Origin of the sequence: Paenibacillus turicensis (genome assembly GCF_017873435.1) — a bacterium.
GTDB classification, from domain to species: domain Bacteria; phylum Bacillota; class Bacilli; order Paenibacillales; family Paenibacillaceae; genus Fontibacillus; species Fontibacillus turicensis.
In genome coordinates, this window is the sequence record NZ_JAGGKG010000020.1 from 1 (window position 1) to 20931 (window position 20931).

Here is a 20931-nt window from a genome sequence, read left to right on the forward strand (position 1 = left end):
TAATTGTTGTTTTGGTAGACACCATTATCTTAAGGGAGTGCTCGTTTTATTTCAAAGACCAAATTTAAGGGAATACAGGAATGCTCTTAAAATCATATTCTAGCCATAAATATACTTCAATAAAGGGAATATGATTTTAACAACAACCGCAACAACTTTCTGGAACGTAGCTCGCTCTCTAGTGGCACTCAAGTATTAATTTCATAAATAATAGTTGACATCTGATAATGATTATCAGTATCTTTAAATTAATAAATTATTGTTCGTTATCTGTTTAAAGAGCAGCTCGTCAGTTTTGGTTCATAAAGAAAGGAAGAAGAAAATGTCCTTATTAAATACATCACATTTAGATATCGCATATGAAGATCGACTAATCGTCAAAGATCTGAATGTATCCATTCCCCAAGGCAAAATTACGGCACTTGTTGGCGCAAATGGTTCAGGTAAATCAACGATTTTAAAAACGATGGCACGCATCATGAACCCTAAAGGTGGAAGTGTTTTACTCAATGGGAAATCTATCCATAAGCAATCGACACGTGAGGTCGCTAAGCAGTTAGCAATTTTGCCACAAAACCCCACGGCGCCCCAAGGCTTAACCGTATATGAGCTTGTTTCCTATGGACGTTTTCCCCATCAAAAGGGCTTTGGTGGTCTAAAAAGCGAAGATAAAAAAATAGTAGAATGGGCGATTGAAGCTACAAAAATGGAGCAATTCGCAGAACGTGCCTTGGATCAATTATCTGGTGGACAACGTCAACGTGCTTGGATTGCAATGGCTTTAGCGCAAGAGACAGATATTTTATTCCTTGATGAGCCAACTACATTCCTCGATATGGCGCACCAGCTTGAGGTATTGCAGCTACTCGAGGAATTAAATCAGATGTCCAAACGTACGATTATTATGGTTGTGCATGATCTTAATCATGCGGCTCGTTATGCGCATCATATGATTGCAATTAAACAAGGGGTTGCTGTAGCGTCAGGAACACCTGAAGAAGTTGTTACTACCCCAGTACTTCGTGAAGTATTTGGCATTGAAGCAGATATTGTGACTGATCCGCGTAGTGGTGTGCCTCTGTGTCTTCCGTATGAACTGTATCGTGCGGCAACCAGCAAACGTAATGGTGTAACCCGTGAAGGTGAGTTAGAGCAGGCACCTAAATCTGCTTTGTTATAAGGTTCCTTTTCAAAGCTGTCCAATTTCAGCAAGTTCAGCAATTTCATTTTCTGAGGTTCATTTTCTCACCCATCAGGCTTCTCCCTTTATCAAACAGGGAGAGGTCTTTTTGGCGCTATTTAGCTTTTACATCACTTGATTATGCCTAACTTTAAAGTATGAATGAGAATGGCTGTTTTTCGGGCATATTATACACCGTAAGGTAGCTGATTTAAGTTCAGGTTCCGCCTACATATTTATGCTAAGGAAATCTGAATTCTTAAAAATAAATATTTAAAAATTTAATAAAAGTGTTGCAATGTGAAAAATGTCACACTATAATAGGGTTATAAGGTGAATAAATTCACAAGATTGAAGAATTGAAAGTGATAGTTTTCACAAAGTGAGTTTTGTAGCTGAGTTGCAATCATTATTAAACAAATAAATTTAACAGCATAGAGGAGGCACTACCTATGAAAGTTGCAGTAATTGGATGTACACATGCCGGAACAGCCGCTATTGTTAATATTGCTAAATTATACCCTGAAGCTGAAATCACTGTATTTGAACGTAATGATAATATTTCGTTTTTATCTTGTGGGATTGCATTGTATGTTGGTGGTGTAGTTGAGGATGCAGCAGGTTTGTTTTATTCCTCTCCGCAGCAGTTAGCAGACTTAGGTGTTACAACAAAAATGTTGCATGAAGTGACCAAGGTAGACTCTGATGCTAAATATTTAGAGGCACGTAACTTAGAGACTGGCGAGCAATTCCGCCACGAATTTGATAAATTAGTTGTGACTACAGGCTCTTGGCCAATCGTTCCGAAGCTAGACGGAATTGAACTCGACAACATTATTTTGTCTAAAAACTTCAATCATTCCAATACGATTATCGAAAAAGCGAAGGATGCTAAACGTATTGCAGTTGTGGGTGCAGGTTATATCGGTGTTGAACTGGTTGAAGCCTTCCAAATGAATGGCAAGCAAGTGACTTTAATTGATGCAGAGGATCGTGTGCTAAGTAAGTACTTAGACGAAGAATATACGAATGAAATTGAAGCTTCCTTACAATCACAAGGAATTGCACTTGGCCTAGGTGAGAAGGTAACTGGCTTTGTCGGTGAAAATGGCAAGGTAAGCCACGTGATTACGAGTCATGGCAAGCATGAAGCAGACTTAGTTATTTTGTGCATTGGTTTTCGTCCAAATACAGCATTGTTAGCAGGACAGGTGGATATGCTTGAAAATGGTGCGATACTTGTAGACGAATATATGCGTACCAGCAAAGCGGATGTATATGCAGCTGGCGATAGCTGTGCCGTTCATTACAACCCTACAGGTAAACACGCCTACATTCCACTTGCAACAAATGCAGTGCGTATGGGAACATTAGTAGCTAGAAACCTTGTTCAACCAACCGTAACATATATGGGTACACAAGGAACATCTGGTATTAAAATTTATGAAGATCATATTGCCGCTACAGGGATGACGGAGGCAGCTGCACAGGCAGCAGGCATTAATGCAGAGTCAGTGTCTGTAAAGGATAACTATCGTCCTGAATTTATGCCAACCCATGAAGAAGTGAAGCTGAAGGTTGTGTATGATAAAAAAACAAGAGTTATTTTAGGCGCACAAATTATGTCTAAAGTAGATCTTACCCAATCGATCAATACGTTATCGGTTTGTATCCAAAACAAAATGAAGATGGAAGAGCTCGCCTTTGTTGATTTCTTCTTCCAACCTCATTACAATAAACCTTGGAATTTCTTGAATACCGCTGGCTTAGCCGCATTGCCAGAAGTGATTAGTGAAAAAGTGCCGGTATCCGTAGGTAACTAAAGCTATAATTTACAGCCATTCCTCTGTAGGGATGGCTTTCCTTTCTTAGATTTATGTGAAATAATTCACTAAAGCCTATAAATTGTATATAATTAAGGGCGCAAACGTGATCTTTGTTATTTTTTAAGAATAAGGCCCACGTTACAATGGTTAGTGGATATTTTAGAGAGAGATTAGGGCTATAATGGGTGAATAGAGAAGAGAAAAAGGAGAATGGTGTCATGGCGTATTATAAACCTCACCAGATCGCGGCGATAACGGTGGAAAATGGAACAAAAAAAGCACATAATTCATTACTTGCAGTTTTGATTTTGGGTTTTTTGGGTGGCGCATTTATATCACTCGGTTTTTTACTTGATATTCGGGTTATTGCAAGTATGCCTAAGGAATGGGGAAGCTTTGCTAATTTTATTGGTGCGGCTGTCTTCCCGCTTGGTTTGATTCTAGTTCTACTTGCCGGTGGCGAGCTTTTAACTGGAAATATGATGGCTGTTCCCATTGCTAGAATGGCCAAAAAGATTAGTACAGTAGAAATGCTTAAAAACTTAATTTTGATTACACTAAGCAATTTTGTTGGTGCTTTATTTGTTGCTTATTTTTTTGGACATGTGGCTGGGTTAACGGCAGATGGAGCCTATTTAGAAAAGCTAGTTTATTTTGCAGAACATAAAATACATGATGGGTTTATTCCTGCCTTTGTGTCAGGTATTGGCTGTAACTGGTTAGTTGCTTTGGCAGTTTGGTTGTCCTATGGTGCAGATAATATGAGTGGAAAAATATTAGGGATCTGGTTCCCAACGATGGCGTTTGTTGCGATTGGCTTCCAGCACGTAGTTGCAAATATGTTTTTAATTCCGGCAGCTATTTTTGAAGGTTACTTCACATGGGGAGATTATATTAGAAACTTTGTCCCTGTATGGCTTGGTAATTTAGTAGGTGGCGGTATCTTTGTAGCTGGTGCTTATTATGCTGCTTATTTAAAAAATGATGATACAAATAAAGGAACTCACAACGATCAGCAAATGAGTGCTTAAAATCTACTTAAAGTAGACTAGCTAGAAACTTCGCAAGACTTCCTATCGAATGGGTGGATAGGGAGTTCTTTTTTTTGTTAAGAGTTATCTTGACGGGTTTCCTATTTTTAGACATACTATTATAATCTTGAATTTTACACTCATCGTTAAGGTGTGATATGTAAGGGGGAACAACAGTGAGATGGCTATCTACATATCCAAGGGAAATTAAAGCTTTTTTAGTTGCAAGTCTGATTAACTCTGTAGGTAGCTCAATTATGTGGCCGTTAATTACGATGTTCGTGTTTAAGCAGTTAGGTAGAACGGTTGCAGATGCTGGCATGGTCGTGATGTTTATGTCACTCGGCGGCATTATCGGTCAGCTTATTGGTGGCAGCTTGTATCATCGGATCGGTGTGAAGGTACTTATTGTAGGTGGATTAGGGCTAAATGCCTTGTCCTTAATATTTGTTCCATTTGTTAGTCATAATTGGTTGTTTTTTATGATCATGATGACATTATCAGGATTTTTTAATGCAATTTCAATGCCAGCAATTCAGGCGTTTATTGGATATCGATTTAAAAAGCAACGTTCAGAGCTATTTAACATCATTTATGTGGCGAACAACATTGGAGTGGCAATTGGGACCTCCTTGAGTGGTGTGCTTGCTTTTGTATCGTATGAATTAAGCTTTGCGCTAAATGGATTTACTTCACTTATTTTTGCGATCTTCTTTTTAATATATTTGAAGCAAATTGATAGTGATGATACGGGAATGCAGACCACTCAGCGCAAAACAATACCAAAAGAGCTATCCACATGGCAGCTACTCATGAACTATAAATTTTATCTATTTATGGGTCTAGGCTCCTTCTTAATTTGGTTTGGAAATTGTATTTGGAATAATGGGGTATCCCCGTATACGATTAATCAAGGAATGGCAGAATGGAATTATAGCATTTTATGGACATTGAATGGGGTATTGATCTTTGCAGGTCAGCCGATTACGTTGTGGATTAAAAATATGGTGGCAAAAACATCTGGCGTACAGCTTATCGTGAGTGCAATTTTTTACCTACTTGGTTATGCGGTTATATTGGTATTCCAAGACTATCCTAGTATGGTGTTGGGCATGGTGTTAACTACATTTGGTGAAATGTTGGTGTTGCCCGCAATCCCTACCTTTATTTCAGAACGAGGCGGGGCACAGGCTCCATTTTATTTAGGGCTGGTGGGCGGAATCGGTATAGGGGGTAAAGTGTTAGGACCTTATGCTTTTGGTGCGTTATTTGATTGGAATGGCTTACCACCAGTAGCATGGGTATCCCTTAGTTCTGCGATACTGGCAGTCCTTGTGTTTGCCATTCATGCCATTCTTCATAAAGGTGAAGAACAGCAGCTTGCTAGCATGTAATGAAGACAAGGTGGAGGTGTCTAGGTTAGTGACAAAATTACAAGACATTGAGCTTCGATTATCTCGATTTTCAGATGCAGAAGATATTATGGAATTAGATAAGCTGGTTTGGGATGAATCTACAACCCCAGGGCAAATTAAGTGGAACTCAAGGTCTCATTTTTTGCAGACATGTCCGCCAGGCAGTCAACTTGTTGCTGTTCTAAATGGGGGAGTATGTGGTTACCTTGGCTTTGCGCCACCTACCCCACTCCCAAGTAACAAGCATGTATATGAAATTAACATTGCCATCCATCCTAATTTTCAGGGTTATGGGGTTGGAGTGCAGTTAATTACTGAACTAAAGGAGTTAGCACGCCAGCAAGGGGTAAGGAAGCTGTCCCTGCGTGTATTATCTACGAACAAACGAGCGATTTCATTTTATAAACGTTGTGGTTTTATAGAGCAAGGCCGACTAGTGAAGGAATTTTATCTTCAAGGTCATTATGTGGATGATATATTAATGTATTATCTTTTATAGAGATCTGGAGACGTGAATTACTGGATTTATTATGTATCCTTAGGTATATTAATAAGAAGAAAAAACTAGACACTGATTAGTGCTGATTAGTCATTATTCGTGCTCTAAACCATGGAAAGGTTGATTTTCGTGAAGGATCATTTAACACCTCCCAATTTTATTAAAAATATTATTACGGAAGATTTAAAAAGTGGCAAGGTTCAAACCGTAGTAACACGTTTTCCTCCTGAGCCTAACGGTTATCTACATATTGGTCATGCGAAAGCGATCTGGATTGATTTTACACTTGCAGACGAGTTTGGTGGTAAAACCCATTTACGCTTTGATGATACGAACCCTGTGAAGGAAGACGTGGAATATGTAAATTCCATTAAAGAAGATGTAAGATGGCTTGGCTTTGAATGGGAAGAGCTTCGTTTTGCATCGGATTATTTTGACGAAATGTACGAGCGTGCGCTTATCTTAATTAAAAAAGGTAAAGCGTATGTTGATGATTCCACGCCTGACCAAATTCGCGAAATGAGAGGGACGTTAACCGAACCTGGGGTAAACAGCCCTTATCGTGATCGTTCTATCGAAGAAAACTTAGATTTGTTCACACGGATGAGAGCGGGCGAATTTAAGGACGGAGAAAGAGTTCTCCGCGCGAAGGTGGATATGGCATCACCAAATATGAATTTGCGTGACCCTGTCATTTACCGTATTTTACATGCTACACATCACAATACAGGAGATAAATGGTGCATTTATCCGATGTACACATTTGCCCATCCACTAGAGGATGCCATTGAAGGTGTGACTCACTCATTATGCTCCATGGAGTTTGAGGATCAACGTCCGTTTTATGATTGGGTTGTCAGAGAGACAGAGATGCCTCATACGCCTCACCAATATGAGTTTGGTCGTCTCAACCTTACCCAAACCATTACAAGTAAGAGAAAGCTAAAGCAGCTTGTAGACGAAGGTCATGTAGATGGCTGGGATGATCCAAGAATGCCAACTTTATCTGGTCTACGTCGTCGTGGCTTTACACCAGAGGCGATTAAGGCATTTGTGTACGAGACAGGAATCTCGAAGTCAGATGGTGCTGTAGACTGGAAAACACTAGAGCACTTTATCCGTGAGGATTTAAAGCTGAAGGCTCCTCGCACAATGGCCGTGTTAGACCCGCTTAAGGTGGTTATTACCAATTACCCTGAAGGTCAGACTGAAATGCTTCAAGCTGAAAACAATAGCGAAAATGAAGAACTGGGTCATCGTGAAATTCCGTTTTCTCGTGAGATTTATATTGAGCGTGAGGATTTTATGGAAAATCCGCCAAGTAAATATTTCCGCTTATTCCCGGGTAATGAAGTACGCTTAAAACATGCTTATTTCATCAAATGTAATGATGTTATTAAGGATGCTGAAGGGAATGTCACTGAAATTCATTGTACGTATGATGTGGAAACGAAAAGTGGTAGTGGCTTTACAGGACGTAAAGTAAAAGGCACAATCCATTGGGTTGATGCTAGCCAAGCTGTTCCTGCTGAATTCCGTTTATACGAGCCGCTAATTGCGAATGTAGAAGAGGATGACGAGCAATCTGAGGACAAAACCTTCCTAGATTACATCAATCCAAATTCACTCAAAATTGTACAAGGCTTCGTTGAGCCAGGAATGAAGGAGGTAAAACCACAGGATAAATTCCAATTTTTCCGTCATGGTTATTTTAATGTGGACTCCAAGCACACGACACCGGAAAAACCAGTGTTTAACTTGGTTGTTTCCTTGAAGAGCTCCTTCCAATTGCCGAAGGCATAAGGATAAATAAGCTTAGATGATCCAATGTTAAGGTGATCTGCTCTAAACGATAAATAGAGCAGCTGATAAGATGCCCCCTGTATGTGTGCAACAATCTAACACATACAGAGGGCTTTTTTACCCTGATATAAAGGAGGCTGGGACATAACTCATTTTAATGTTGTTAAAGTCGAATAATAGTTACTTCATGTAAGCATTACAAATTTTTCATTAGCTGAAATGCTTTTGTCCCAGCCTCTTATTTTATTTGGTTCATTATTAAATTAGGGGTTGTCAACATCCCAACCTAGCGGAGGGACAGAGGGATTTTGGAGAAGTGAAACGTTCATCTCTTAAAACCATGATTTCAACCCTCAAGTTGTCATAAATAATAAGAAATCTGGTTTTAACAATGATCGGAAGAACCCTCTGTCTTGTAGCTTCCATCCCCACCATTGACAACCACTAATTTTTTATTGTGCTACATGATTTCATGCTTAATAATCGGTTTATAGCCATTTTTATAAATGCGATACCACATCGCAGCAAGACCTATACCCCCTAACAGAGATGAAAAGCTCCCGAATTTGTACATGAGCACCCCGCCTAAATTTTCGAAAATCCATCCACCTAAAAAGGCCGCGATGATCGTAGCCAAGCCACTTAATGCAAAGGCATATACAGCTTGCCCTGATGAACGAAGAGGACGTGGCACAAACAGAGCTGTTAACAATGTACCGACATAAAAGTAGCCGCCATAAGTAACAGTATGTAATAGCTGAATAAAAATAATTTGGACAGGGAGTGTTGCAAATGACATGAGCTGCCAGCGGATCGTAAATAACAAGCTGACGACAACAATAGACCCCATGAGATAAGTAATTTTGTGCTTTAAAAGCCGCTTGAGTAACACAAAAACAGCAATTTCTAAAATCGTTGATAAAAAGATGGCTGCTCCTATTTGTACATAGGACCCACCTAGATCAAGAATATATAATGGCATGTAAATCACGTTTACAGTATTGGGAATAACAACGAGCATACTTAAGCAAATAAAGCTGACAAAGTATTTATATCTGAGCACCTGCTTAATGTCCCTTGCCTTAAACCATGGAGTAATGGGTGTAGAATTGCTCTTAGGAAGCGATAACACCATAATTATAGCTATAGATAATAGCACAATAAAAATATAAAACAGTTTATCCATTTCGTAATAGTCCAAAATAATGCCAGTGACAATGGCGGTAATTCCCCACCCTAATGAGCCCCAAAGGCGGTAGCTTGCAAATTTATCATTATTGTTATCGATATAGCTTAGCGTTACATTGTTGGACTGTGACATTAAGGCACTTTGGAAAAAGTAAAGCAGGGCAATACTCACATATAACATATAATACGTATGTACAGTAAACACAAAATAGCCAGTAACAACAAGTCCAAGTAGCATCAAAAACAAAGATAGCTTTACATTGCTGTATTGGTCAGTGAGTTGTCGCCAAAAGGGGTGTGCGATTAAAGAAACAAGGGGACCAAGTGCTAATAAGCTACCGATTTCCAGTATTCCCATGCCAATTTCGTGTAAGTAAACCTGAAAAAAGGCAGCAAATAAAACCATGTTTCCATATATAGCAAAGTTCAATATTTCTAGTGTAAATAATGAGCCATAGGGCTTTTTATTACTTTTGCTTAAGAACAAATAACCCATTCCTTTCATGCAATGCATATAATAAATCCTTGTGTCTAATTTTTACATGATTATCTTGTTATATACTACAACCGCTATGTTCAATGTAACACATGCATAAAAAAGGTGACAATCTATTGGTTGAGGAAACTTACCAACTTATGAAATGTTTATGAATCATTTAAAAAAATGATGTATCCGCTTACATTATACTATATAATTGAACCAGTGATACATAATCCCCTTAATTGTGTATCCGGTGGTATAAGTGGTATATGTGTTTAGATGATTTCCTCTGGTATAAGGAAGTCATCTTTTTTTATCTCTTATTAGCAGGACGAAGTGAGGTAAGAGCTAAAAATGTAAAGAAAGAAGCCCAGAATAAATACTGAGCTTCTTTATGCTGTTAATGTTGAGTAAAGCTTATAAGGAGTTTACATCAAATAAAGCAATAAAGGACAAATTATTTCGTGCTGTTGTTCGCTAAAACTTGTTTGTTCCCTTTGGTTCCTTTACGGTTTTTAAAGCCCATCAGGAATTCATACACGATAGGTACAATCACTAGCGTTAACAGAGTGGAGCTGATTAGACCACCAATTACAGTGACCCCTAGTCCCTTAGAAATAATCCCTGCACTACGCTCTAGTCCTGTAATTAACGGTAGTAATGCTCCGATTGTTGCTAAAGCCGTCATTAGAATTGGACGTAGACGTGTAGCCCCTGCTTCAAGCAACGCTTCGCGTGTAGATAAGCCTTCACGCTCTTTATGAATGACGCGGTCAACAAGGACAATCGCATTCGTAACTACGATACCAATGAGCATGAGAACGCCCATGAGCGCGGAGACGTTGATCGTTTCGCCTGCAAGCAGTAATGCAATCATTGCACCGATAATAATAAACGGTAATGAGAACAAGACTGCAAATGGTGCAAGCCCACCACCAAAGGTGACAACTAGGATGAAGTAAACGATCGCAACCGCAGCGATCATGGCAATCCCTAATTGACTAAATGTATCTGCGATTTGCTCTGTTACCCCACCAAACGTTACTTTAACGCCTTCAGGAAGCTTCAACGTATCAATTTTTTTCGAGATAGCATCAGAAGCAGATTGAACATTATCAGTTAAAATATTTGCATTCACGGTTACAACCATTTTTCCATCTATACGCATAATGGAGTTTGGTGATGTTCCTTTTTCAATTTTAGCAACATCTTTAATTTTTACTTCCATGCCTAGTGGAGAGGTGATGGTTGCATTTTCCATATCCTTAATGGAAGAATAAGCTTCACTGTCAGCATTCACATAAACTTTATATTCCTTGCCATCGACTTCAACATTGGTGAGTACAGGACGTTCACGTTCAGGGCTTAGCTTCATTGCAATTTGCCCTGCCGTTAAGCCTAAACTACTTAGCTTCTGTTGATCGGCAACGATTGTGTATTGCTCATAAGAAGTTGATAGACTTGTTTTTGCCTTTTCAAATGTTTTGGTGTCTTCCTTAATCCAAGTCAAAATCTGCTCGGATACCGGTTCAATATCCTTTAAGTTATCGCCAAACACATTAACCGTTAAGCCATTTCCGGTAAATCCACTAAACATTGCTGCGGAGTTATCCGCCCAAGTCCCTTTTGGAACCTCTGCTTCAAGGCCAGCGATTAACTCTTTCTTCACATTTTCAAAGTCTTTGACATCGTTGTGATAACCAACAAAAAATAGCGCAGATTTACTATTAGCGGACGCCATTGTTAATTGGTTGCCTCCACCAATTGAATATTGGACTTTCTCTACATCTTTTTGCTTCAATACATATTTTTCAGCCTTAAGCATTTTTTCCTGTACGTCCTCTAGCGTATCCCCAGGACCTGGTGTATAAGCAACGATGGCATATTTGTCACCTTGCTCAGGAATAAAGCTAACCCCGATAAGTGGGTACAACGCTGCACTACCAATAAGTAAAACAATCGCAGCTCCAAACGTAATCAGCTTATGAGAAAGGCTCCAGTTTAATATTTTTTGATATTGCTTTGCAAGACCACGTGGCTTGCCTTCATGATTATGTTGCTTACCCTTTACCCCATTACGGAATAAAGTATGTGCAAGTGCAGGCACAAGCGTAATCGCAACAACAAAGGAGGCTAGTAATGAAAATACCATCGTTAATGCAAATGGTTTAAATAATGCACCTACCATCCCACTCACGTAAGCTAACGGAAGGAATACGGCGATGGTAACAATGGTTGAAGATAAAATTGGGACAAGCATTTCGCGAGTAGCATCAATAATTAGCTCTCCGCCTTTAATCTTCTCATTTTTTAAGGAAAGACGACGATATACGTTTTCAATGACGACAATCGAGTCATCCACTACCCGACCAATCGCTACGGTCATTGCGCCAAGCGTCATCATATTTAATGAAATGTCCATTTCCTTTAAGGCTAAAACAGCAATTAACAAGGAAAGTGGAATTGAAATAATAGAGATAATAGTTGAACGAATATCACGTAAAAAGATTAAAATAATAAATATTGCAAAAATCGCACCAAATAATGCTTTAGATAACATCGTATTTACAGAATCAGTTACAGGTTGACCTTGATCCATAATGACATTAAATTGTACACTCGGATAATCTTTACCAAGCTGATAAATGGTATCCTTTACTGCGTTAACTACTTCTACAGTATTTGCGTCGTTAGATTTTACAACTTGAATACCAATCGCATCTTTTCCGTTTGTGCGAGAAATGGAGTGAACCTTCTTCACCGTTTCAATTTTAGCAATTTCACTTAATTTTACAGTTGGAATCCCTGTAGGAATTGCACCTTGAGGTGCTTGATTTGCTTGAGCCCCTTGAGCCGCTCCTTGTGCACCCTGAGCACCTTGCGCATTTGGCATTCCTTGTGCGCCTTGTGCACTTTGAGGGTTTTGCATGCCTTGAGCACGAGGGTCTTGGGTAGGCATATAAGGAATTTCAAGATTTTTTAGATTATCAATTGTGATAATATCGCCATCAACTACGACAGCCTTTTGTGCATCCTCCATCTCAAATAAACCAAGTGGGGCACGTAATACGGAGCCTTGAACGATCCCTTTAACGGTATCCTCGTCAAGGCCAAGCTGAGTCATTTTTTCTTTGTTAAAAGAAAGAACAACTTCCTTATTATAGTTACCTAATAGCTGGACAGCAGCTACTCCACTTACATCCTCAAGCTTAGGTACGATTTCATTTTCAGCCGTAAGAGTAAGCTTCTCTAAATCAGAAGAATCCTTATCGGATAAGCTTAATGTCGCAACTGGCATGGAGTTCATGCTGAAGCGTGAGATTTGTGGTTTATTAGCACCATCAGGTAATACGAATTCATTTAACACTTCACGTACCGTTGCGGTAGCGTTATCTAGGTTCGTATCATATTCAAATTCAATAAGTACAGATGATACGTTTTCCATCGAGGTGGAGGTTATTGTTTTTACGCCTTCAACGCCGTGGAGTTTTTGTTCCAGTGGCTTGGAAATATCCTTTACCACACCTTCTGGTGCAGCACCAGGATAAACGGTTGTAATGTTCAAATAAGGTACGTTGATATTCGGTAGTATCTCTTGCTTCATCGTAAGTCCACTGTATAGACCCACAGCAGTTACGATGATCGTAAGCAGCCATATGGCAAACTTATTTTTCAAAGAGAACTGAATTAAATTTTTCATCACAGTAGGGTAACTCCTCTCGCTTGCTATAAGCGTGTTGATTTTTAAAAGTATGAATCAAGTAATTGTTGTAGCTCTTGAATATAAGTATGTGTCTCAGGGAATTGACTAATATTAGCAAGCATGCCTGAAATAATTGCTCTTCTAGGCTTAAGCTGCTGCAATTCAAGCTCCAAGATAGCGACCGATTCAATCGCTTGTTGGACCTCGTTGTCGATCGTTCCTTGTTTAAGTACATGCTTGATATCCTTTAAAATGAGCAACGGATGTCTTTTGGAGCTGAGCTTGGAGCTAGAGGAATTAAACCATTCATGTATCATTTGTGATGAAATCAGGGGCTTAATTTGCTTGTCAACTGCTCCATTGGCTGAAATATCTAATATGTCTGTTGCAAACTCAGCCATTTGCTTAGTACCAATTTTCACCTCTGCATCGAGAAAAAGGTTGATATAGGTAAAGAGCAGTCCGTATATAATGGTGAGTAAATCTAAAGTGTAAGGCGAAACCTTCTCCCCATACATTTTAATAAGGTGATCGATAAAGTAGCCAGTAAGCTGCTTTAATTGCTCTTGATGCATCAGTATCTCCCCAGATGGACTTTTGCCATTTGCCATAATCTCGCGAGAGTAGTTCACGATCAAGTCCTTTAACTCTAGAACAAGCTCCAAAATGACTTCGATGTAACGCGTGAACCTTTGTCTTGGATTAAGCCCTTGTTCTTGTTCCACAAGTCTAAGCTGGTTTTTTAGCATGTCAAAGCAATACATATGAATACTTTTCTCTAGTTCTTCCTTCGATTTAAAATGCAGATACAGGCTTCCTTTAGATACACCACAAGCTTTAGCGATTTCCTGCATCGACGTTAACGCAACGCCTTTACTCGAAAAAAGCTGCATGGCTGTTCGTAATATCAGACTTTTTTTATCTCCTGACTTACTGATCAAGGTACAATCATCACCCTTTCTGACTATCCGGTTCTACACATGACTCATTAGTCAAAAAAATTATATTACAAAATTTTATGAATATCAATGGCGGATAAGCTCTAGGAAGAAGGACAATGTTACTGTACAATAAATCTATTACAATTTAATTGAGATTTATGAAATGAATTGAGATTAATGAAACGAACAGATACGATCGTTCGTATTGGCATATATGACATAAAGACAGAGGGGGCTTCTAATGAGGCGAGGATTGCAAATTATTTTAATTGTGGCTACATTATTTGCCTTTTATTATTTTGGTTTTGGCGTTTTTGGTAGCTTTGGCGGGACCTTACTAAGTATTTTTCAGACCTTAACGGTGATCACGATCGGACTTGCCATTTTTATGGAAAACCGCAACCCCTCCAGTACTGTCACTTGGATGCTCTTATTAGCCTTGTTGCCCGTCGTTGGACTTATTTTATATTTCTTTTTAGGACAAAATTATTTTAAACGCCGGAAATTTGATAAAAAGGCACAAGAGGATCGTAAGAGCTATGAGGCTCTTGATCGTCCGGGAAATCTCGCCCCACGTGACTTGTCGCAATTTACGCCTGAACAGCAACGACTGCTGCAGTTATCTCAGCGAATTGCTAGAACACCATTTTCAATGGCAACAACTACGCAAGTGCTGACTAATGGGGAAGAAACGTTCACTTCTCTTTTACAAGAGCTAAAAAAGGCAAAACATCATATTCATATGGAATATTATATTTACCGGGCAGACATGATTGGACGTGAAATTCAAAAGACATTGATCGAACGTGCACGTGCTGGGGTTGAAGTTAGATTTATGTATGATGCGGTAGGGAGTATTGGCTTGCCAGAATCCTTTGTGAAGGAGCTTAGAGATGCTGGTGTATCTGTAGGTATTTTTGGCGAGGTTCGTTTCCTTGCATTATCTAGTCGCGTGAACTATCGCAACCACCGCAAAATTGTTGTGATTGATGGCGATACGGGATTCATTGGTGGACTTAATGTAGGAGATGAGTACTTAAGTCGGAATAAAACGTATGGCTTCTGGCGTGATACCCATATGTTAGTGAAGGGCGAAGCGGTTCGTTCGCTTCAAATTATTTTTCTACAGGATTGGCAATATGTCACCGGTGAAAAAATTATGGATCTGAAATATTTTGCACCTGTTCCACGATTGGGCGAGATGGGTGCTGTACAAATCGTACCAAGTGGACCTGATAATGAGAGCAGTACACTTAAAAATATATTTTTCTCCATGATTACAACGGCAAAAAAATCAGTTTGGTTAGCAACGCCTTATTTTATTCCTGATGATGATATTTTAAGCGCTTTGCGAATGGCGGCGTTATCGGGTCTGGATGTCAGCATCTTGTTCCCTGCAAAACCTGATAAATGGTTGCCGTTTCTTGCTTCACATTCATATTTTCCAAGTTTACTTGAAGCAGGAGTTAAAATTTTCGAATATGAGAAAGGTTTTTTACATTCTAAAATATTGATTGCGGATGGTGAGGTTGCAACAGTTGGGACTGCAAATATGGATATGCGTAGCTTTCATTTGAACTTCGAGGTTAATGCGTTACTCGTTGGAACGGATACGGTGGATAAGGTGGTTAAGGATTTCCAACGTGATTTATTATCAGCCAAGCTACTGCGACCTGAGGATATTAAACGGAAACGGATTATGGTTCGCTTCATGGAATCCGCAGCACGTTTGATGTCTCCACTGTTATAGTGCAAGGAGGAAATCATAAATGAATGAGACGGAAAAGAGAAAAACGGAGCATATACGTATTTGCTTAAATGAGCAGGTCGCTGCGCAAGGTATTCAAAATGGATTGGAACGTTATCGCTTCAGACATAATGCCCTACCTGAAATCAATTTTGATGATATTGAACTTGGGACAAGCTTTTTAGGGGCACGTATACGTACTCCATTGTTAATGAGCTCCATGACAGGTGGTAGTGAGCTTGCAGGAGTTATTAATGAACGATTAGCGAAGGCAGCACAGCGGCGTGGCTGGAGTCTTGGCGTAGGTTCTGTACGTGCAGCTGTCGAAAACCGTGATCTTGCCTCCACCTTTCAGGTTCGGCGATTTGCACCGGATATTCCTGTAATTGCGAACATTGGGGCAGTTCAGTTTAATTATGGGTTTGGCATTGATGATTGTATGAGTGCCGTAAACATCACCGAAGCCGACATGCTTGTATTACACCTCAATAGTATGCAGGAGGTATTTCAGCCGGAGGGGAACACTTCTTTTAAAGGGCTGTTACAACAAATCGAAGCATTATGTTCCGCTCTTCCCATCCCGATTGGGGTAAAGGAAGTAGGCTGGGGAATTGATACAGATACTGCAAAACGATTGTATAATGCAGGTGTTTCATTTATAGATGTAGCTGGAGCAGGAGGAACGTCTTGGAGTCAAGTCGAGAAGTTTCGAGGCGATGATGTTGTCCGTCAAGCGGCTGCGGAGGCTTTTGCAGATTGGGGGATTCCAACGGCAAATTGTATACGTGAAGTACGGGCTGCTGTGCCAGAGGTTGCGTTGATTGGAAGTGGAGGTATAAGTACTGGGGTGGATGCTGCTAAAGCTATCGCATTGGGTGCAGACCTCGTCGGGATAGGCAGATCGCTACTTGCTGCTGCGGTGGAGTCAGAAGAAGCGCTAGATGCAGTGCTAGAGCGCATTGAACTAGAGCTGCGGATTGCGATGTTTGGGATTGGCGTAGAGCAAATCGAAGACTTACGCCATACACCAAGATTAGTACGCTTAGAATAATGTTTGTTTAACTTGGAATAAAATCTTCCTTGAAATATATGAGCTAGATATGTACTATGATTGAAGAGGATAAGCAAAAACGTACAAGTTAGCGTGAAATCATCCGATATAATGTAAAATAGTTTAGATAAATCAGATTAATGAGGAGTTGTCAGTTGTTATGGCTTTAAAAGCAGGAATTGTAGGTTTGCCTAACGTTGGGAAATCTACACTGTTTAACGCAATCACACAAGCAGGTGCAGAATCTGCAAACTATCCGTTTTGTACGATCGACCCTAACGTTGGTGTGGTAGAGGTTCCAGACGAACGTTTAAATAAATTAACGGAGCTTGTTGTGCCTAATCGTACTGTGCCTACTGCATTTGAATTTGTAGATATCGCAGGTTTAGTGCGTGGTGCAAGTAAAGGGGAAGGTCTTGGTAACAAGTTTCTTGCTCATATTCGTGAAGTGGATGCGATTGTCCATGTGGTTAGATGCTTTGAAGATGAGAACATCACGCATGTTGATGGTAAAATAAATCCGATTAGTGACATCCAAACGATCAATCTTGAGTTAATTTTAGCTGACTTGGATAGTGTAGAGAAAAAAATTGATCGTACCCGTAAAAACATGAAGGGTGGCAACAAGCAATTTGTTCAAGAGGTTGAAGTGCTTGAGCGTGTGAAGGAAGCCCTTTATAATGATCAGCCTGCACGTAGTGTAGAATTAACGGACGACGAATTGCTTATTATTCGTGATTTGCACTTGTTGACCTTAAAGCCTGTATTGTATGCGGCAAATGTAAGTGAAGGTGAAGTTGCAAACACAGAAGGTAACCCTTATGTACAGCAAGTGAAGGAATTTGCGGCTGCTGAGGGGGCAGAGGTTGTGCCGATTAGTGCGAAGGTGGAAGCGGAAATTGCTGAGCTAGAAGGCGAAGATAAAGAGATGTTCCTAGAGGAGCTTGGCTTGTCTGCATCAGGTCTTGATCGTTTGATTCAAGCTGCATATCGTCTGTTAGGTCTTTACACGTACTTTACAGCTGGTGTGCAAGAGGTTCGTGCTTGGACGATTCGTAAAGGAACAAAAGCACCTGGCGCAGCAGGTGTCATTCACTCTGACTTTGAGCGTGGCTTTATTCGTGCGGAAGTGGTGTCCTATGATGATCTTCTTGCGGCAGGCAGCATGAATGGTGCGAAGGAACGTGGACAATTACGCTTAGAAGGTAAGGAATATATTGTGCAAGATGGCGATGTTATGCACTTCCGTTTTAACGTATAATTATGATATAATTAAAAGTCGTCTACCCTCCCAGTTGATGTTGGTGAGGGTACGTTGACATCAGGAAATGTTAAGGTGAGGTGATCTTCCTTGTTGGACCGACTTCAATCCTTAGCTGATCGCTATGAGAAGCTGAGCGAATTATTATGTGATCCCGATGTAGCTAGTGATACGAAGAAGCTAAGAGATTACTCCAAGGAGCAATCTGATTTACAGCCTGCGTATGAAGCTTATACGGAATATAAAAATGTCATGTCAGAGCTAGAAGCTGCAAAAGCAATGCAAGCGGAAAAGCTCGATGATGAAATGCGTGAAATGGTAAAAATAGAGATTGATGAGTTAAGTACAAGACAACGTGAGCTAGAAGAAAATATTCGTGTATTGTTGCTCCCTAAAGATCCCAATGACGATAAAAACGTTATTGTGGAAATTCGTGGTGCAGCAGGTGGGGATGAGGCGGCATTATTTGCAGCAGACTTGTACCGAATGTATACACGTTTTGCAGATACACAAGGCTGGAAGGTCGATTTGATGGATGTGAATGAAAGTGATCTTGGTGGATTCAAAGAGGTTATTTTCATGATTAACGGACGTGGTGCTTACAGTAAAATGAAATACGAAAGTGGTGCACACCGTGTGCAACGTATTCCTGCGACAGAATCAGGAGGACGTATCCATACTTCAACTTCAACTGTAGCAGTAATGCCTGAGGCAGAAGAGGTCGACATTGAAATCTTGGACAAAGACATTCGTGTTGACACATTTTGTTCGAGTGGTGCAGGTGGTCAGTCCGTTAATACAACCAAATCAGCGGTACGTGTAACCCATATTCCTACAGGAATAGTGGCAACTTGTCAGGATGGAAAATCTCAAAACTCTAATAAAGATAAAGCATTACAGGTGCTTCGTGCGCGTATCTCGGATATGATGCGTCAAGAAGAGGAAGCCAAATATGCAGGTGAACGGAAAAGTAAGGTGGGTACAGGAGATCGTAGTGAACGTATCCGTACTTACAACTATCCACAAAGCCGCGTAACGGATCATCGTATCGGTTTAACTTTGCATAAATTGGATTCTGTGATGAACGGTGAAATTAATGAGTTTGTATCTGCATTAACGATTGCAGAGCAAGCAGAATTGATGGATAAAGGAGAATAACTCATTGAACGATTGCAGATATATGTTATCTGATTCGCTCAATATTGCAGAAGCCCGTAATGAGGCTTCTTCTTTTTTAGAGCGAGCAGGTGTGAGTGAGGCTAAATCTAATGTAGAGCTATTGCTTAGACATGTGTTAGGTCTGTCAGGTGCAGCTTATTTAGCTGCGCTTCGTGATCCTTTTCCACAGGATAAGGCGGCTTTATGGCAAGAGGTTATTGAGCGCAAAGCGAAGGGAGAACCCGCCCAATATATTATTGGGGAGCAGGAGTTTTATGGACTGCCCTTTAAGGTGACGCCTGCAGTGCTGATTCCACGTCCAGAGACGGAATTGCTTGTTGAAGCTGTGATTGAAGCGGGGGATGAGGTATGGTCGCGACAGAGATCGTCTACAACTACTTCATCTTCAACATTAAGAGAAGTGAAGCTCGATCAATTTGATACACAGCTTTTTCCCAAGGTGGTGGACATCGGTACAGGTAGTGGCGCCATTGCGGCGGCAGTGAAGCATCTACGTCCACAGTGGCAGGTAGAGGCAAGTGACATTTCTCCTGAAGCACTCCAAGTGGCGCGTGAAAATGTGGCTACACTTGGACTCGATGTTTCATTTCGTCAAGGTGATCTACTAGCTCCTTTTACAGGTGAGATGGTGGATATAGTCATTTCCAACCCTCCGTATATTCCTGCGTCTGATATGGAGGAGCTACAGCCAGAGGTGCGTGATTATGAGCCTAGAGGTGCACTGGATGGTGGGGATGATGGACTAAATCCATACCGAATCATGATGGAGCAGCTTCCTCTGTTGGCACAACCGCCTAAAGTAATCGGCTTTGAGCTTGGAATGGGACAAGCGGGAGAGGTAGCCGAGTTATTAAAGGAAACAGGGTTATTTAGAGAAATTCGCATTATACGTGATCTGGCGGATATAGAGCGACATGTTATTGGACTTATTTAAGTTTTGTTAAGTGGAAAAGGTAGGGGATATTAGTATGAATCTAGATTTAAATCAAAATGAAAGCATGAACACGAAACAAACACCTGCTATACAGTTTCAATTTGATCAATTCCCTATGCTTCATACAGAGCGTTGTAATTTAAGGGAAGCCATGGACGAGGATCATGTTTTGCTACTAGAATTGTATGGCAATCCTAAGGTGGTGGAATTTTTACCACTGGATACCTTCACATCACTAGAGGATGCTGAGGGAGAGATTAGTTGGTATCGTTCCATTTTTAAAAATAAAACTGGGCTACGCTGGATTATTGAGGATCGAGAATCTGGCAAAGCGATTGGCACTTGTGGATTTTTAGGGTACGAGTCCGAGCATTATCGGGCTGAGCTTGGTTATGATCTGCTTGAAGACTATTGGGGAAAAGGGATTATGCGAGAGGTTATACAGGAAATCTCTACTTTTGGCTTTGAAAATCTAGGCCTAAATAAAATTGAAGCCAAAATCACACCTGAAAATATAGCCTCACAACGGCTGCTAGAAAAGCTAGGGTTTTCCCGTGAAGGCCTACTAAGACAACATGAATTTGAAAAAGGAAGCTTTGTTGATATATTAGTGATGGCTAAGCTAAAAGCAGAACATCTTGGTTAATAAAAGGAACGTATTAGTTTATAAGATTGATATAACGGGGTCATGT

At 40.3% G+C, this 20931-nt stretch carries 15 protein-coding genes; 12 read left to right on the top strand and 3 right to left on the bottom strand.

Annotation, left to right across the window (positions count from 1 at the left end):
* Nucleotides 1–322: 322 nt before the first annotated feature.
* The 6 genes from J2Z32_RS17655 to J2Z32_RS17680 all read left to right on the top strand — a co-directional run bounded on the left by J2Z32_RS17655 (nucleotide 323) and on the right by J2Z32_RS17680 (nucleotide 7754).
* A complete protein-coding gene (locus J2Z32_RS17655; RefSeq protein ID WP_210090515.1) occupies nucleotides 323–1180 on the top strand; it encodes an ABC transporter ATP-binding protein in 858 nt (285 codons plus the stop codon).
* Between the two features lie 452 nt (nucleotides 1181–1632).
* Entirely contained in the window at nucleotides 1633–3003 is a 1371-nt protein-coding gene (locus J2Z32_RS17660; protein WP_210090516.1) for an FAD-dependent oxidoreductase, read from the top strand.
* A gap of 221 nt (nucleotides 3004–3224) precedes the next feature.
* On the top strand, nucleotides 3225–4037 hold the full coding sequence (locus J2Z32_RS17665; protein ID WP_210090517.1) for a formate/nitrite transporter family protein: 813 nt from the start codon (nucleotides 3225–3227) through the stop codon (nucleotides 4035–4037).
* A 176-nt stretch (nucleotides 4038–4213) separates the two neighbouring features.
* Nucleotides 4214–5431, top strand: a complete 1218-nt coding sequence (locus tag J2Z32_RS17670) for an MFS transporter (protein WP_210090518.1) — start codon at nucleotides 4214–4216, stop codon at nucleotides 5429–5431.
* 28 nt (nucleotides 5432–5459) lie between these two features.
* Entirely contained in the window at nucleotides 5460–5951 is a 492-nt protein-coding gene (locus J2Z32_RS17675) for a GNAT family N-acetyltransferase (protein WP_342453976.1), read from the top strand.
* A gap of 111 nt (nucleotides 5952–6062) precedes the next feature.
* The gene (locus J2Z32_RS17680) at nucleotides 6063–7754 is read left to right on the top strand and encodes a glutamine--tRNA ligase/YqeY domain fusion protein (RefSeq protein WP_210090520.1); all 1692 of its coding nucleotides are present in this window, start codon (nucleotides 6063–6065) and stop codon (nucleotides 7752–7754) included.
* 460 nt (nucleotides 7755–8214) lie between these two features.
* On the opposite strand, the gene J2Z32_RS17685 is transcribed toward J2Z32_RS17680, so the two are convergent.
* From J2Z32_RS17685 to J2Z32_RS17695, 3 genes are all read right to left on the bottom strand, one after another.
* Complete coding sequence (locus tag J2Z32_RS17685) at nucleotides 8215–9456, bottom strand: MFS transporter (protein ID WP_342453975.1); 1242 nt, start codon at nucleotides 9454–9456, stop codon at nucleotides 8215–8217.
* A 424-nt stretch (nucleotides 9457–9880) separates the two neighbouring features.
* Nucleotides 9881–13123: an efflux RND transporter permease subunit gene (locus J2Z32_RS17690; protein WP_210090521.1), complete on the bottom strand. Its 3243-nt coding sequence runs from the start codon at nucleotides 13121–13123 to the stop codon at nucleotides 9881–9883.
* Nucleotides 13124–13167: 44 nt separating this feature from the next.
* Nucleotides 13168–14067: a TetR/AcrR family transcriptional regulator gene (locus tag J2Z32_RS17695; protein WP_210090522.1), complete on the bottom strand. Its 900-nt coding sequence runs from the start codon at nucleotides 14065–14067 to the stop codon at nucleotides 13168–13170.
* 241 nt (nucleotides 14068–14308) lie between these two features.
* Here J2Z32_RS17695 and cls point away from each other — a divergent pair, with 241 nt between their 5' ends.
* The 6 genes from cls to J2Z32_RS17725 all read left to right on the top strand — a co-directional run bounded on the left by cls (nucleotide 14309) and on the right by J2Z32_RS17725 (nucleotide 20885).
* Nucleotides 14309–15817 carry a cardiolipin synthase gene (cls, locus tag J2Z32_RS17700; RefSeq protein ID WP_210090523.1) on the top strand — a complete coding sequence of 503 codons (1509 nt, stop codon included), beginning with the start codon at nucleotides 14309–14311 and terminating at the stop codon, nucleotides 15815–15817.
* Nucleotides 15818–15836: 19 nt separating this feature from the next.
* Nucleotides 15837–16865: a type 2 isopentenyl-diphosphate Delta-isomerase gene (gene fni / locus J2Z32_RS17705; RefSeq protein ID WP_210090524.1), complete on the top strand. Its 1029-nt coding sequence runs from the start codon at nucleotides 15837–15839 to the stop codon at nucleotides 16863–16865.
* A 160-nt stretch (nucleotides 16866–17025) separates the two neighbouring features.
* Nucleotides 17026–18126: a redox-regulated ATPase YchF gene (ychF, locus tag J2Z32_RS17710; RefSeq protein WP_210090525.1), complete on the top strand. Its 1101-nt coding sequence runs from the start codon at nucleotides 17026–17028 to the stop codon at nucleotides 18124–18126.
* Nucleotides 18127–18216: 90 nt separating this feature from the next.
* On the top strand, nucleotides 18217–19284 hold the full coding sequence (gene prfA, locus J2Z32_RS17715) for a peptide chain release factor 1 (protein ID WP_210090526.1): 1068 nt from the start codon (nucleotides 18217–18219) through the stop codon (nucleotides 19282–19284).
* Between the two features lie 22 nt (nucleotides 19285–19306).
* Nucleotides 19307–20239: a peptide chain release factor N(5)-glutamine methyltransferase gene (gene prmC / locus J2Z32_RS17720; protein ID WP_210090580.1), complete on the top strand. Its 933-nt coding sequence runs from the start codon at nucleotides 19307–19309 to the stop codon at nucleotides 20237–20239.
* A gap of 34 nt (nucleotides 20240–20273) precedes the next feature.
* Nucleotides 20274–20885: a GNAT family N-acetyltransferase gene (locus J2Z32_RS17725; RefSeq protein WP_245251580.1), complete on the top strand. Its 612-nt coding sequence runs from the start codon at nucleotides 20274–20276 to the stop codon at nucleotides 20883–20885.
* Nucleotides 20886–20931: the final 46 nt, after the last annotated feature.